The organism is Shinella sp. CPCC 101442, from assembly GCF_024704725.1.
In the GTDB taxonomy this organism is placed as follows: Bacteria; Pseudomonadota; Alphaproteobacteria; order Rhizobiales; family Rhizobiaceae; genus Shinella.
The window spans coordinates 403,492-418,163 of record NZ_JALIQS010000003.1 but is presented as its reverse complement, the minus strand read 5'-3'; the positions used below and the strand labels follow the sequence as shown (position 1 = coordinate 418,163).

The 14,672-nt window shown below is 63.7% G+C and carries 11 protein-coding genes and 1 other RNA gene; 7 read left to right on the top strand and 5 right to left on the bottom strand.

Annotated elements, in window-relative coordinates; all coding sequences use genetic code 11:
* Window positions 1–80: 80 nt before the first annotated feature.
* The 4 genes from MUO32_RS12635 (at window position 81) to MUO32_RS12620 (ending at window position 9,774) form a co-directional block, all read left to right on the top strand.
* Complete coding sequence (locus MUO32_RS12635; protein ID WP_257948651.1) at window positions 81–1,256, top strand: efflux RND transporter periplasmic adaptor subunit; 1,176 nt, start codon at window positions 81–83, stop codon at window positions 1,254–1,256.
* Window positions 1,256–4,429, top strand: coding sequence for an efflux RND transporter permease subunit (locus MUO32_RS12630; protein ID WP_257948650.1), 3,174 nt, complete (start codon window positions 1,256–1,258; stop codon window positions 4,427–4,429). Before MUO32_RS12635 ends, MUO32_RS12630 begins: the two co-directional genes overlap by 1 nt.
* 92 nt (window positions 4,430–4,521) lie before the next feature.
* On the top strand, window positions 4,522–5,934 hold the full coding sequence (locus tag MUO32_RS12625; protein ID WP_257948649.1) for an FAD-binding oxidoreductase: 1,413 nt from the start codon (window positions 4,522–4,524) through the stop codon (window positions 5,932–5,934).
* Between the two features lie 51 nt (window positions 5,935–5,985).
* Window positions 5,986–9,774, top strand: a complete 3,789-nt coding sequence (locus tag MUO32_RS12620; protein ID WP_257948648.1) for an AsmA-like C-terminal region-containing protein — start codon at window positions 5,986–5,988, stop codon at window positions 9,772–9,774.
* Here MUO32_RS12620 and MUO32_RS12615 read toward each other — a convergent pair.
* From MUO32_RS12615 to MUO32_RS12595, 5 genes are all read right to left on the bottom strand, one after another.
* Window positions 9,767–9,997: a ribbon-helix-helix domain-containing protein gene (locus MUO32_RS12615; protein ID WP_257948647.1), complete on the bottom strand. Its 231-nt coding sequence runs from the start codon at window positions 9,995–9,997 to the stop codon at window positions 9,767–9,769. The genes MUO32_RS12620 and MUO32_RS12615 overlap by 8 nt on opposite strands.
* Before the next feature lie 67 nt (window positions 9,998–10,064).
* Window positions 10,065–10,262 carry a DUF4169 family protein gene (locus tag MUO32_RS12610; protein WP_257948646.1) on the bottom strand — a complete coding sequence of 66 codons (198 nt, stop codon included), beginning with the start codon at window positions 10,260–10,262 and terminating at the stop codon, window positions 10,065–10,067.
* Window positions 10,263–10,270: 8 nt separating this feature from the next.
* A complete protein-coding gene (locus MUO32_RS12605) occupies window positions 10,271–10,792 on the bottom strand; it encodes an SspB family protein (RefSeq protein ID WP_257948645.1) in 522 nt (173 codons plus the stop codon).
* A 112-nt stretch (window positions 10,793–10,904) separates the two neighbouring features.
* Window positions 10,905–11,265: a transfer-messenger RNA gene (gene ssrA, locus MUO32_RS12600) on the bottom strand.
* 41 nt (window positions 11,266–11,306) lie between these two features.
* A complete protein-coding gene (locus tag MUO32_RS12595) occupies window positions 11,307–12,638 on the bottom strand; it encodes a bifunctional diguanylate cyclase/phosphodiesterase (RefSeq protein WP_257948644.1) in 1,332 nt (443 codons plus the stop codon).
* A 241-nt stretch (window positions 12,639–12,879) separates the two neighbouring features.
* Between MUO32_RS12595 and MUO32_RS12590 the strand changes: the two genes are divergently transcribed.
* The 3 genes from MUO32_RS12590 (at window position 12,880) to MUO32_RS12580 (ending at window position 14,609) form a co-directional block, all read left to right on the top strand.
* Window positions 12,880–13,191 carry a DUF2853 family protein gene (locus tag MUO32_RS12590; RefSeq protein WP_257948643.1) on the top strand — a complete coding sequence of 104 codons (312 nt, stop codon included), beginning with the start codon at window positions 12,880–12,882 and terminating at the stop codon, window positions 13,189–13,191.
* Window positions 13,192–13,277: 86 nt separating this feature from the next.
* A complete protein-coding gene (locus MUO32_RS12585; protein WP_257948642.1) occupies window positions 13,278–14,072 on the top strand; it encodes a thymidylate synthase in 795 nt (264 codons plus the stop codon).
* 15 nt (window positions 14,073–14,087) lie between these two features.
* Complete coding sequence (locus MUO32_RS12580; protein ID WP_257948641.1) at window positions 14,088–14,609, top strand: dihydrofolate reductase; 522 nt, start codon at window positions 14,088–14,090, stop codon at window positions 14,607–14,609.
* The last annotated feature ends 63 nt before the right edge of the window (window positions 14,610–14,672 follow it).

Sequence of the window (14,672 nt, the reverse complement as noted above, 5' to 3'; positions counted from 1 at the left end):
CGGTTCATTTCCAAAACGGGATACTTGCCCTAAGTCGCAATGCAACACGTGACGGTTCGCTTCCATCGGAGAGAGAGTGCATGCGAGTTTGGAAACAGCTCCTCATCAGCCTTGGCGTGATTTCGGCCGGGGTCCTGCTCTGGGGTCGCTTCGTGCCCGGCGCAAACGGCATGCTGACGGCCACCGGCCTACCGGCTCCGCTTGTCGCGGCCATCGCGCCTGCCTCCGAGGAGAAGGCGGCGGGCGGGAACGAAGGCGGTGGGCGTCGTGGCGGTTTCGGCGGTGGACCGACGCTGGTCGCCACCAAGCCGGTCGCCATGGCCACCGTCAACGACCGCCTGAACGCCATCGGCGACGGTGAGGCGATCCGCACGGTAACGGTCACGCCGTATGCGACCGGTAACCTCACGGAAGTCCTCGTCGAGTCCGGCACGCGGGTGGAGCAGGGAGCGGTGATCGCCCGGCTCGACAGCGACGAGCAGAAGATTGCCGCCGATCAGGCTCGTGTTACCGTCGAGGCCGCGCAGCAGAAGCTGAAGCGCCTGGAAAACCTCCGTTCCTCCACCAGCACGGCCGACCTGCAAGACGCCCAGACGGCGCTGAAGGCCGCTGAACTGGCGTTGCGCAATGCCGAGTTGACACTGCGTCGCCGCGACATCACCGCGCCCTATGGCGGGGTGGTGGGCATCATCTCCGTCAATCCGGGCGACTATGTCACGACGTCGACGGCGATTGCCCGTATCGACGACCGGTCGGAGATCCTCGTCGATTACTGGGTGCCGGAGCGTTTTGCCTTGAGCGTCAAGGTTGGCGGCGAAGTGAGCGCGACAGCGGTCGCACGGCCGGGCGAGGTCTTCACCGGCAAGGTGCAGGCCATCGACAACCGCATCGATCAGGAAAGCCGCACGCTCCGCGTCCGCGCCCGCATCGCCAATGCCGACGACGTGTTGCGCGCCGGCATGTCCTTCCAGGTGACCATGCGCTTTGCCGGCGACCTCTATCCAAGCGTCGATCCGCTCTCTCTCCAGTGGAGTGCCGACGGTTCCTACATCTGGCGTGTGTCCGGCGACAAGGTAGAGCGCGTGCCCGTTCACATCGTCCAGCGCAATCCGGACAAGGTTCTGGTCAAGGCCGCGCTTGCCGAGGGTGACGCCGTCGTGGTCGAGGGTGTGCAGACGCTGCGCCAAGGCGGCGCGGTGCGCACTGCCGACGAGCGCGGCACCAAGGAAAAACCTGCCATCGCGGAGGGCACGTGATGTCGGGCGAGACGACGGGAATGAACGATACCGGCAAGGCCGGCTTTACCGCGCTGTTCATTCGTCGGCCGATTTTTGCCCTCGTCGTCAATGCGCTGATCATCATTGCCGGCCTTGCTGCCTTCACCGGCATCGAAATCCGCGAATTGCCCTCCATCGATCAACCCGTCATCAGCGTCACCACCGATTTTGACGGCGCGTCGCCGGAAACCATCGACCGCGAACTGACCGATGTCATCGAAGGCGGCGTTTCGCGCGTCCAGGGCATCAAGAAAATCTCCTCGGTCTCCTCCTTCGGCCGCAGCCGCGTGACGCTGGAATTCTCCGACACCACGGATATCAACCAGGCCGCCAACGACGTGCGTGACGCGCTCGGGCGCGTGACCAACCAACTGCCCGACGACGCCGACGATCCGCGCGTGGTGAAGGCCGACGCGGACAGCCAGCCGATCATGCGGCTTGCGCTGACGTCCGACACGCTGTCGCTCGAAGACCTGACGCTGCTCGCCGAAAACGAGATCACCGACCGCCTCGCCTCTGTCGAGGGCGTTGCCGACGTTGCCGTCTATGGTGATCAGGAAAAGATCTTTCGCGTCGATGTCGATCAGGCGAAGCTCGCCGCGCGCGGGCTGACGGTCGCTGACCTGCGCAACGCGCTGGCAACCGCCGCCTTCGACGTGCCGGCCGGTTCGCTGAAGAGCCAGAGCCAGGACATCACCGTTCGCGCGACGGCGGACCTGACCAAGCCGAGCGATTTCGAAAACCTCATCCTGAAGAACCATGTGCGCCTTGGCGACGTCGCCATGGTCTCGCTGGGACCGGACGAAGGCTCGACGGCGCTACGCTCGAACGGGCGGCAGGGCATCGGTCTCGGCATCATCCGGCAGGCGCAGTCGAACACGCTCGATATCTCCACCGGCGTGAAGCAGATGGTGGCGCAGTTCGGCACCATCCTGCCCGAAGGCACGCAGATCAAGATCACCAGCGACGACGCGGTCTTCATCGATGGCGCGATCCACGAGGTGGAAATCGCCCTGGTCGTCGCCGTGGTGATCGTCACGCTCGTCATCTATCTCTTCCTGCTCGACTGGCGTGCGACGCTCATTCCGACGATCAGCATGCCGATCGCGCTGATCGGCACCATCGCGGCCATCTACATGGCCGGCTTCTCCATCAACATCCTGACGCTGCTCGCCATCGTGCTCGCAACCGGTCTCGTGGTGGACGACGCCATCGTGGTGCTCGAAAACATCGTGCGCCGCCGGGCCGAGGGCCTGAAACCACGCGCCGCCGCCATCCTCGGTACGCTGGAGGTGTTCTTCGCGGTCATCGCGACGACGGCGACGCTCGCCGCCGTGTTCGTGCCGCTTTCCTTCCTGCCCGGTCAGGCGGGGCGGCTCTTCCGCGAATTCGGTTTCGTGCTCGCCTTTGCCATCCTGCTCTCCTCTTTCGTGGCGCTGACGCTTTGCCCCATGCTCGCCTCGCGCATGCTGACCAAGGACATGACGCACGCCCATACCGGTATTCTGGCCCGTATCGGCGGGGCGGCCTCGCGCTTCTACCGCACATCGCTCAGCACCTGCCTCGGCGCGCCTTTCATCGTCTTCATCGTCGCGTTGCTTTTCACGGCGGCGGGCGCCACCTCGTTCTTCACCATCAAATCCGAACTGACGCCGAGCGAGGACCGCTCGATGGTGATGCTGCGCATCAACGCACCGCAGGGCGTGTCGCTCGAATACGCGCAGGACCAGATGGAAATCATCGAGGACAAGCTGCGCCCGCTCTATGACGGCGGCGAGATCGTCAACATCTTCTCGATTTCAGGGCAGGGCGGTTCGACGAACAGCGGCTTCATGGTGCTGACGCTGGCGCCCTGGAGCGAGCGCGAGCGCACGCAGCAGCAGATCGTGCAGGATATCAACAAGGCCGTCGCCGGTGTGCCGTCGGTGCGCGCCTTCGCGCAGCAGCCGAACAGTCTCGGTATTCGCGGCGCCGGCAACGGCTTGCAGGTGGCGCTGGTCGGCAACGACTACACCAAGCTCGGCAATGCGGCGGCGGAACTGGTGCGCAAGATCGAGGACAGCGGCCGTTTCGAGAACGTTCGCCTCAATTACGAGGCCAACCAGGCGCAGCTTTCCGTGACCGTCGACCGCGAGCGCGCGGCCGATCTGGGCATCGACATAACAGGCCTTTCCGCCGCCTTGCAGGCCATGCTGGAGGGCACCAGCGTCGTCGACATCTATGTCGAGGGCCAGTCCTATCCGGTCAAGCTATCCTCCACCACGACGCCCATCAATGACCCGATGGACCTCGAAAACATCTTCCTCAAGACCGGCGACGGCAAGATCGTGCCGATGTCCTCCATCGCGACGCTGGAGGAAAAGGCGGTCGCCCCGCAGCTCTCGCGCGAGCAGCAGCTGCGCGCCGTTTCACTGTCCGCCGGTCTGAAGGACGGCCTCGCGCTCGGCGATGCGCTTTCCATGGTCGAGGAGATGGCACAACCCCTGCTGCCGGAGGGGTCGCGCCTGATGCCGATGGCGGAAGCCGCCTCGCTGCAGGAGAATTCGAGCGGTCTCATCATCACCTTCGGCTTCGCCATCGCCATCATCTTCCTGGTGCTGGCCGCGCAGTTTGAAAGCTTCGTCAGCGCCATCATCATCATGGTGACGGTGCCGCTCGGGCTTGCCTGCGCCGTCTTCGCGATGATCCTGACCGGTACGACGCTCAATATCTACAGTCAGATCGGGCTTGTGCTGCTTGTCGGCATCATGGCGAAGAACGGCATTCTGATCGTCGAATTCGCCAACCAGCTGCGTGACCAGGGGCAGGATATCCGCAGCGCCATCGAGAACGCCGCCAACATCCGTCTGCGCCCCGTGCTGATGACGATGATCGCGACCATCGTCGGCGCGGTGCCGCTGGTGCTGGCAAGCGGGGCTGGCGCGGAAGCACGCATCTCGCTCGGCTGGGTTCTGGTGGGCGGGCTGGGCCTTGCGACGGTCGTGACGCTCTACCTGACACCCGTCGCCTATCTGGCCATTGCCCGCTTCACGAGCCCGCATGCCGACGAAGAGCGCCGGCTTGCCGCCGAGCTGCAACATGCCGAAATGCTGACCCGCACCCGGGAGAAGACGCAGCCGAAAGAAGAGGCGCTGGCGCAGGCGGCGGAGTGACGCTGCCGGAAATGCCTGGCATGAGCGGATATTGCGGCTGGACAGCCGGGCGCCAATTTGCTGAGTAAACCTCAGAGAGTGAGGATGTTACCATGGCATTGGCGGATATCAGGACGGGCCTGCGCAACGAGGAAGGCATCGCGCAGGCGCTTGCCGGGCTTTCCGAGCGTTTTGGCGCGCGGTTGCAGACCGGCGAGGCGATCCGCGCGCAGCACGCCCATACCACCACCTACATTCCCGCCCAGCTTCCCGATGCCGTCGTCTTCGTCGAGAATGCGCAAGAGGTGAAGGCCGTCGTCGGGCTTTGCGCGGAACTCAGGGTTCCCGTCATTCCCTTCGGTACGGGCTCGTCGCTGGAGGGGCAGGTGAATGCGCCCTTTGGCGGTATCTCGATCGATTTCAGCAACATGAAGCGCGTTCTCGAGGTGAATGCCGAGGACCTCGACTGCACGGTCGAGCCGGGCATCACCCGCGAGGAACTGAACATCTATCTGCGCGACACCGGCCTGTTCTTTCCCATCGACCCCGGCGCCAATGCCTCGATCGGGGGCATGGCTTCGACGCGCGCCTCCGGCACCAATGCCGTGCGCTACGGCACGATGAAGGACAATGTGCTGGCCGTGACGGCCGTCACGGCGACGGGTGAGGAAATCCGCACCGCGCGCCGGGCGCGCAAATCGTCGGCCGGTTATGACCTCACGCGCCTCCTTGTCGGCGCGGAAGGCACGCTCGGCGTGCTCACCTCCGTCACGCTGCGCCTGCAAGGCATTCCCGCGGTCATTGCAGGCGGTATCTGCGGCTTCCCGACGCTGAAGGATGCCAGCAACGCCGTGATCATGTGTATTCAGCTCGGCATTCCCGTTGCCCGCATCGAATTGCTCAACACGCTGCAGATCAAGGCCTGCAACGCCTATTCCGGCCTGGCGCTGCCGGAGCAGCCGACGCTGTTCGTGGAGTTCCACGGCACGGAAGAGAGCGTGCGGCTGCAATCGGAAGAATTCGGCGCCATCGCCGCCGAGTGCGGTGGCGGAGAATTCCACTGGAGTGCCGATGCCGACGAGCGGGCAAAGCTCTGGAAGGCGCGGCACAATGTCTATTGGGCGTCGAAGGCGCTACGCCCCGGTTATGAGGCAATCGCGACCGACGTCTGCGTGCCGATATCGCGCCTTGCCGATTGTGTGGCGGAAACGGAGCGCGACATCGAGGAGCACGGCCTGCTCGCGCCGATCGTCGGCCATGCCGGTGATGGCAATTTCCATGTCTGCGTGGTCTTCGATGACAAGGATCCTGTGCATCTGGAGAAGGTCGAGGCCTTCGTCGGGCGCTTGAACGCACGCGCGCTCGCCATGGACGGCACCTGCACGGGCGAACACGGCATCGGCCAGGGCAAGCAGGCTTTCCTGCCGACGGAGCTGGGTGGTGCGGTTACGTTGATGAAGCAGATCAAGCAGGCGTTGGATCCGGACAACATTCTCAACCCCGGCAAGATTTTTTCGACCTTCTAACGGCAGTTCGCGTTACTCTTACGCGGTGGATTGGAATTCGAGGCATGCGGCGTGCTTTCTAGGATCATGCTTATCGGTGGCGGCCTGGTGGTCGTGGCGCTCTTCGTGGCGCTGCTGGCGCCGCTCTTCGTCGACTGGACGAATTTCCGGCAGGATTTCGAGCGCGAGGCGAGCCGCATCATGGGCCGCCCCGTCACCGTGCATGGCAGCGTCGATGCCCGTTTGATCCCGTTTCCATCCGTGACGCTCAACGACGTGCGCGTCGGCTCGCCGGAGGATGGCAAGCCGCTGGTCGAAGTCGCGCGGTTCTCGATGGATGCGGAGCTGGCGCCCTTCCTCTCCGGCGAAGCGCTGATTTTCGACATGCGCATCGAGGAGCCGAAGGCGCGTATCAAGCTCTTCCAGGATGGCACGCTCGACTGGGCGCGGGGCCGCAAGTCGGATATTCCTGCCCGCACCGTCATCCTTGAAAACGTCGCCATCACCGGCGGCGATATCGAATTCATCGACGAGCAGACGGGCCGCACACGCCACGTGACCGGTCTCGACGCGCAGATTTCGGCCAAAACGCTGGCGGGTCCGTGGCGCGTCGACGGACGGGGCGCGCTCGATGGCGAGAGTGGTGCCTTCCAGCTTTCGAGCGGGCAGGTGGAGAATGGCGCGCTGTCGATGCGTGCCCGCATCGTGCCTGACGATCTTGCATTCACAGCCGATCTTGACGGTGCGCTGAAGGTGGTCGATTTCCGCCCGCAATATCAGGGCAGCTTCACCGTGTCCGAAAAGCCGCGCCCCAAAAGCGAGGCACCGAGGGATCCGATCCGCGTCGCCGGTACGTTCGAGCTTTCCAACGAGCGCGTGCGCATTCCGGAGTATCGGCTGGAAGCCGGGCCTGCCGCCGATCCCTATGTGGTGACGGGCGAAGCGACGCTGGACACCGGCCGCGCACCGGAATTCCTGCTGATCGCCGATGGCCAGCAGATCGACGTTTCGCGCATCGGCAACAGTGGCGAGACCGGCAAGACCGGCCGCGACCCACAGCTTTCCGCCCGTCAGCGGCTCCAGGCTCTGCTTGCGATCGCCGCCGACATTCCGATCCCGCAGGTCCCGGGGCGCGCAAGCCTCTTCCTGCCCGCCGTCGTGGTGGGCGATACGACGGTGCGCGAAATCCGCCTCGACGTGAAGCCCGATGGAGACGGCTGGCGCATCGACCGGGCGGATGCGCAATTGCCCGGCCGCACCGCGCTGGAGGCGAAGGGACGGCTGACGCTGCGCGAAAACCGCGGCTTCGTCGGCAACTTGCTGATTGCGTCCAACCAGCCGTCCGGCCTTGCCACCTGGCTTGCCGGCTCCGTCGATCCGGAAATCCGCAAGCTGAAGACAGCCGGCTTTTCCGCCGACGTGAACCTGACGGACGAGCTGCAGCGCTTCGAAAACCTGGAGATCGCCATTGGCGGCGCGTCTCTGAACGGCCGACTGGAACGGGAATCCCGCGGCGATGCCGCGCCGACGCTTTCACTCGAACTGCGCGGCAACGAAGTGCGGCTGGAATCGCTCCAGGCGCTGACCGGTCTGGTTGCGGGCGATGCCTCGCTGGGCGCGCTTGCGGATCATGCGATGGCGCTGGACATCAAGGCGGACCGTTTCGACGCTTTCGGCGAAAGCGCTTCCGGTGTCACCGCGGCGCTGTCGATGAAGGATGGTCTGCTGACACTCAGCCGTCTCGATGTTGCATCGCTGGAGGGGGCAGCCCTTTCGGCAAGCGGCACGCTCGGCGGAACGCTGCTGGCGCCGAGTGCGGGTATCGACGTGACGCTGAAGGTGGAGGCCATGCGGCCCGTCGCCGATCTCCTGGCGCGCCACTTGCCGGTGCATCCGCTTCTCAGCCGTTTCGTCGCCAATGCCGGCTACTACGACAAGGCCGACCTTTCCATCCGCGCGGCCATGGCGGAAGGCAATCCCGCGACGCTGACCGTGACCGGCCCGGTCAATGAGGGGCGTCTTGAACTGAAGCTTTCGGCCGATTCTGCCACCACGCTTCTGGCCGGCAACAGCTTCGAGCTGGAGGGCAGCCTCTTCAATCCGCAGTCCGTCGTCATCGCGGGGCAGGTCGGGCTCGATCCGTTGCCCTTCGACGCCGAGCCGGACGGCAGCGTCACCTTCCGCGTTTCGCAGCCGGAGCTGGGCCCTGCGACCGTGTCAGCCTCCTTCACCGCCGGCAGCACGACGATTTCCGCAAAGGGTACGGCCGTCCTTGCCGCGGAAAGATTCCTCGACGGCGCGCTCGCCCTTACGGCCAGAAGCGACGATATCGAGCCCTATCTGATGATGAACGGCGTTGCCGTGCCCCAGGCGGGTGCCGGCCTGCCGATTTCGTTGGCCATGGCGGTTGAAACCAGCCCCGAAGCCATCGCCATTACGGATATTGCGGGCGAGGCGGACCGCAACACATTTTCCGGCAATCTGACCTTCGACCGCACGGCGGCAACGCTCAAGGGCACGGGCGCTTTGCGTTTCGATACGGTCGATTTCGCCTTCCTCGCCGAAGCCGTTGCCGGCCCGGTGCAGGACGTGCTCGAAGGCGGGCTCAATGCCGCGCCGCTCGTGCCGCCGTTGCAGGATGCCGCCGATGTCTCGGTTGCGCTCACCGCCGGTTCCTTCTGGCCGGGGCTCTACGGCGCCGTCGATGGTTTCAAGGGCAACCTCCAGTGGATGGGCGGCGAGCTGACGCTTGATGACATGGAGGGCAACTGGCTCGGCGGGCGGCTTTCGGGCCGTATCAAGGTGGCGAATGCCGATGAAAACGGCCTCTTCGAGGCGCGCGCGCGGCTGACGGGCGCGGATCTTTCGAAGATCGTCTGGGCCGGACCCGAGGGGGCGGTTGCCACGGGCAAGGCAGATGTGACGCTTGCCGTCGATGCCTCCGGCAAAAGCATCAGGACCATGGTGGAGGGCGCCAGCGGGTCGGGCGAGGTGCATGCCTCCGGCCTCGTCCTGCGCGGGCTAAATACCGCGGCGCTGCCCTCGCTTCTGGCGCAAGCCGATCGTCTTGAGGGGGATATTACGCCGGAGCGCGTTGCGCGCTTTGCCGCTGGCGCCATTCTTCAGAAAGAGGCTTCGTTCGGTGACGTTCGCATTCCCTTCGCCCTTGCCGGCGGGAAATTGCGCGTCCAGAGCGTAACGGCCGAGGATGCCGGAGCCGCGCTCACAGGCGATGCGGATGTCGATCTTGCCGGCGACACCATGGCCGCGCGTCTTGCCGTCAGCTACAAGGCCGGCGACGAGGCGCTGGCAGGCGCAGAGCCCGAAGTGGTGCTCGGCTATCGCGGGCTCGTCGAGGCGCCGGGCTTCGAGCTCGATGTGCAGCCGCTTGCCAATTTCCTGTCGCTGCGCCGCTTCGAGACGGAACGCCGGCGTGTCGAGACACTGCAGGCCAATGTGCTGGAAAAGCAGCGCCTGCGCCGCGAGGCGGCGCTCTATCGTTCCCGCGCCGAAGCGCGTGAAGCGCTTGCCGAGGCGGCGCGCCTGCAGGCGGAGGAGGAGGCACGTCGCCGGGCGGAAGCACAGCAGCGGGTGGAACAGGAACGGTCCACACGCGCTGCCGCCGAGGAGGCCGAACGTGTGCGCCGCAAGGCGGCAGATGATGAACGGCGCCTCAGGGAGGCGGAAGAGGCGGCGCGCCGTCTTGCCGAACAGCGCGCGGCCGAGGAAGCGCGAAGGGCCGAAGACGAGGCCAGAAGCCGCCGCCTGGTCTCGCCCAGCGAGGGTGTCGAGCGTGGTGAGGATCTGCCGCCGATCGACGGGGGCCAGTTGAATTTTGACAGCCTGCCAGGCGTCAACTGACCGGATTATCGCCAACCCGCTCCTTCAGCCATTGCAGCACATAGAGGCGCAGCGCCGAGGAGAGATTGTCGTCCACCGCGCGTGTATCGTCGATTTCGCGGATGAGGGCGGCGAGCGGCAGGGCGCGCGTGTCGGCAATGCCCTTCAGCATGTCGTGAAAGGCCGGCTCCAGCGAAAAGCTCGTGCGGTGGCCGTGCAGGGTGGTGGAATATTTACGGATCATGCCTTGCGCATCGATTCAAGGATGTGGGAGATCGATTCCGGTCTTACCGGCAAGAGCTTGAAAACGCTCAGTCCTGCGTCTCGTCGGGCCGCTCGAGGCGGCCCTGGTCGAGGGCTTTTTCCGCTTTGTCGTTGAGCGTGCGCGTCAGTGTTTTCTCCGCCTTCGTGCGACCGAAGGTCAGCCTGTTCTGCTCGGCCTTCTTGTCCTTGTCGGAACGGGCCTTCTGTTTGCGGAACTGACGGAGATTGACGACGTCGCCGCTCATCGACGAACTCAGTTCTTCTTGCGGAAGGAATCGAGCGAGACGACCGAGCCACCCTTGTTGTTGTCGTCGCCACCGGTCGGGGGCGTCGGCTCCTCGCCGATCTCCTCGGCTTTTTCCGCAACGGCGGGATAGGCGGTGATCTCGGCGGAGTGTTCTTCCTCTCCCTCGACCGCCGGCACGTCGAATTCCAGCTCGAAGCTCACCGACGGGTCGTAGAAGCCGCGGATGGCGTTGAACGGAATGACCAGCTTTTCCGGGGTGTCGGAGAAGGAGAGGCCGATTTCGAACAGGCTTTCCGTGACTTTAAGGTCCCAGAACTGGTGCTGCACGACGATCGTCATCTGCTCGGCATATTTCGCCTTCAGGTGCTGCGAGATGCGCACGCCGGGAGCGTTTGTCAGGAAGGTGATGAAGAAATGGTGCTCACCGGGGAGGTGCCCCGTGACCGCGACTTCGGACAAAACCTTGCGAATGACGCTGCGCAGCGCGTCCTGGGCGAGAATGTCGTAGCGAATGTGGTCTTGCGCCATCCGTTCCTGTCTTTCTTCCTGATGCCTTTATATTCAGGCATTGCGTCTCATCTCATACCTTGCGGCACGAGTCATCTGGCACAGCTATAGACCATTTCAAGGGATTGGAGAAGGTGAAGGCTTCTGTTGCCAGGTGCCTTCGGACCCCGCCTGCCGGTGCGACCCGTCAGGACTTTGAGTGAAGTGTCACACCGCGATTAAGCAGCGAGACGAGCTTCCGCATAGTTGTCGTTTGCAACTACAAGTTTAGCCCGATAACGGTGGTACAATGCCGAGCAAAAAGTCGATCTTTACGCCCTTGTCGATCCTATTTCGCCCCCATCAAAAGCCGGTCCGTCAAGGATGACCGGTTTTTGGTGGAGGCGCCGGGTACCGCCCCCGGGTCCAATGGGTTTATTACACCGCCCGTTTATTGCCATAGCTGCCGAGGCAGCACTTCACATATAGGCATTCCCGTCGCGCAAGAAAAGGGTTTTGTGACAAGGATGTGCGGAAGTTTGCACAGCCCTGTGGATCAGGCGGTCTCGGCAAGCGGCGGGGCGCCGTCATTGGCCCATTGCTTCTGGAACGCCGGCAGCGGCAGGGGACGGCCGAAATAGAAGCCCTGGAACGCGGTGCAGCCGAAGGATTGCAGCAGGCGGAACTGCTCCTTCGTCTCGATGCCCTCGGCGACCACGGACATGTCGAGCGTGCGGGCGATGTCGAAGATGCTCTTCAGGAGAAGCTGGTTACGCCGGCTTTCCGGCGCGCCCTGCACGAAGGAGCGGTCGATCTTGATCTCGTGAACGGGCAACTGGCGCAGGTGGCTGAGCGAGGAATAGCCGGTGCCGAAGTCGTCGAGCGAGATGGTGATCCCGGCAGCGCGCAACGCACCCATCTTCTTCACGATCAGGCCGACATCGTCGGCCATCATGCTTTCGGTGAGCTCCAGCTTGAGGCGTGTCGGATCGATCTCCAGCGCCTTGAGGCGCGCCAGCACCGTATCGACGAAATCATCCTTCATGAACTGGTCGACGCTGACATTGACGGAAAGCGTCAGGTCGCGCGTCGCGACATCCTGCTGCCAGAAAACAAGTGTCTTGCAGGATTCGTTGAAGACCCAGTCGCCGATGACGGGCATGAAGCCCGCCTCCTCCGCGACGGGGATGAATTCGGCGGGGGACACGTAGCCGCCCCCGGGCCTTTTCCAGCGCAGAAGCGCCTCGGCGCCCGTCAGGTTGCCGTTTTCATCGACTTGCGGCTGGTAGAACAGTTCGAATTCCCGGTTCGTCAACGCGGCCTTGAGGTCGCGGGCCTGGTCGAGGTTGCGGGCGAATTCCCGCTGCATGGCATAGAGTCCACCGCACAGCATGCTGACGGCGACGATCGTGTTCAGCCAGGAGCCATAGACGCGAAACTCGTCGGCGATCGGATCGGCATAGGGCACGCGAAGGTTCGTGCTGGCGAAAAAGACGAAGGACATGAGGCACAGCGCGATGAGCGCGAGCTGGAGGCGCGAACCTTCGCGCTGGTAGTTGATATAGCCGAGGAGCGCCAGCACGAGCAGGAAGAGATGGGACACCCGCGGCGCCGTCGCGCTTGGCACATCGAACAGAAGGCAGAAGACGATGATGATGGCGAGGAAGGAGAACTGCGAGAGGAAGAGCGCGGCCGAAAGCTGATGGCGGCGCGTCAACGCGAAGCTCGAGAAGGCGGTCACGACCACCGCCACATCCATCACCGCGAGCGGCCAGGCCTGCATGTAAGCGAAGACGAGCCCCCAGCCCGCCGTCAAAATGCCGACAACCAGCGCGGCTGTGCCATAGGCAAGCCGGAAGCGCTGCGATTGATCCTCGAGTTGCTTCACCTGGCACGGACCGTCGTTTTGGTTGGGCCTGCGGACAGGCCATCTGCGATTATGCCTACGCGACATTCCTTCAGAAAGTGCAAAATTACGCTCACTGTAACCTTGGGTCGGCTTGGTCGCTACCCGGTGCCACAATGCTGGCGTTTATTAGCGCTTGACTCGTCGCGACGGCGTGAAAAACATGATCGTGCAGCAGGCTCGCCATGACGGCAGCGCCCGAGTTGACTGTAGAGGAAACACCATGACCGACTATCTCGCAGACGTCCGCAAATATGACAGCGGTGCGGACGAGGCCATCGTCAAGAAGATCGTGAGCCATCTCGGCATCGCGCTGCGCAACCGCGATTCCTCGCTGGTATCGTGCTCCGACCCGGCGGAACTCGACCGCGTGAAGGAAAAGTGGTGTGCCAAGAAGTTCGGTATTTCGGGAGACGCCGCCGACAAGGCCGTTGAAGCCGTCTGCAAGGCGATGGCCGACGATCGCACGAAATCGCGCGTGACATTCTACTATCTCACCGCCAAGGAACTTGGAAAACTCGGCGCGCTTGCCTGAGGAAATCGGGGAAATCCCATTTCGCCCTTTGGTCGCCGCCGTTCGCCCTCTAATATCTCACGCTGGACAACGAATCGGCGGCGACCATGCAGCAATATCTCGATCTTCTCGCCCATGTGATGGAAAACGGCTCCGACCGCGGAGACCGGACCGGCACGGGCACGCGCGGCGTCTTCGGCTACCAGATGCGCTTCGACCTTTCGGAAGGTTTCCCGGTGCTGACCACCAAGAAGCTGCACCTGCGCTCGATCATCCATGAATTGCTGTGGTTCCTGAAGGGCGATACCAATATCGGCTATCTGCGCGACAACGGCGTCACCATCTGGGACGAATGGGCCGACGGGAATGGCGAGCTTGGCCCGGTCTACGGCTATCAGTGGCGCTCCTGGCCGACGCATGACGGTCGCCATCTCGACCAGATCGTCGCCGTCCTCGACAGTATCAGACGCAACCCAAATTCCCGCCGCCATATCGTTTCTGCCTGGAACCCGGCGCTTGTCGACGAGATGGCGCTGCCGCCCTGCCACTGCCTGTTCCAGTTCTATGTGGCCGATGGCAAACTCTCCTGCCAGCTCTACCAGCGCTCCGCCGATATCTTCCTCGGCGTGCCCTTCAACATCGCCTCCTATGCGTTGCTGACCATGATGGTGGCGCAGGTGACGGGGCTGCAGCCGGGTGATTTCGTGCATACGCTGGGCGACGCACATATCTATGCGAACCATTTCGAACAGGTGCGCACGCAGATGACGCGCCGGCCGAAACCGCTTCCGTTCATGAAGATCAATCCCGACGTGAAGGACCTTTTCTCCTTCAAATTCGAGGACTTCACCCTGATCGGCTACGAAGCCGATTCATCCATCAAGGCGCCCATCGCCGTCTGATTTTCGGGAAACCGCATGAGCCAAGCCAAGATCGTCCTCGTCGTCGCCGTTGCAGGAAACGGCGTCATCGGCCGCGACGGCGACCTGCCGTGGCGCCTGCCGTCCGACCTGAAGCGTTTCAAGCAGCTGACGCTCGGCAAGCCCGTGCTGATGGGCCGCAAGACTTGGGATTCGATCGGCAGGCCGCTGCCGGGACGCCCGAACATCGTCATCACCCGGGATACGACTTTTTCCGCGCCCGGTGCGGAGGTGGTGTCCTCGCTCGACGAAGGGCTGGCCGCCGCTCAGCGCGAAGCGGAAACGCTTGGTGTCGACGAGGTCTGCGTGATCGGTGGCGGGCAGATCTACGCGCAGGTCTTCGACCGGGCGGATACCCTGCACGTCACCCATGTCGAGGCGGATGTCGATGGCGACACGCGGTTTCCGGCCATCGATCCCGATGCCTTCGAAAAAGTCGTCGAAGAGCCTATTCCCCGGGGCGAGAAGGACAGCCACGCCATGCGCTTCGTCACCTGGCGACGAAAAACCACCGCGTAAACCATAAATCGCGTCGATCACGAACTATTTTGCCGCACGGGCACGCATCGCGTCTGGGATTTG

Excerpts from the sequence above, each read along its gene's own strand:
- MUO32_RS12635 (WP_257948651.1), top strand. The coding sequence starts at position 81 with ATGCGAGTTTGGAAACAGCTCCTCATCAGCCTTGGCGTGATTTCGGCC.
- MUO32_RS12630 (WP_257948650.1), top strand. The coding sequence starts at position 1,256 with ATGTCGGGCGAGACGACGGGAATGAACGATACCGGCAAGGCCGGCTTT.
- MUO32_RS12625 (WP_257948649.1), top strand. The coding sequence starts at position 4,522 with ATGGCATTGGCGGATATCAGGACGGGCCTGCGCAACGAGGAAGGCATC.
- MUO32_RS12615 (WP_257948647.1), bottom strand. The coding sequence starts at position 9,997 with ATGATCCGTAAATATTCCACCACCCTGCACGGCCACCGCACGAGCTTT.
- MUO32_RS12610 (WP_257948646.1), bottom strand. The coding sequence starts at position 10,262 with ATGAGCGGCGACGTCGTCAATCTCCGTCAGTTCCGCAAACAGAAGGCC.
- MUO32_RS12605 (WP_257948645.1), bottom strand. The coding sequence starts at position 10,792 with ATGGCGCAAGACCACATTCGCTACGACATTCTCGCCCAGGACGCGCTG.
- MUO32_RS12590 (WP_257948643.1), top strand. The coding sequence starts at position 12,880 with ATGACCGACTATCTCGCAGACGTCCGCAAATATGACAGCGGTGCGGAC.
- MUO32_RS12585 (WP_257948642.1), top strand. The coding sequence starts at position 13,278 with ATGCAGCAATATCTCGATCTTCTCGCCCATGTGATGGAAAACGGCTCC.
- MUO32_RS12580 (WP_257948641.1), top strand. The coding sequence starts at position 14,088 with ATGAGCCAAGCCAAGATCGTCCTCGTCGTCGCCGTTGCAGGAAACGGC.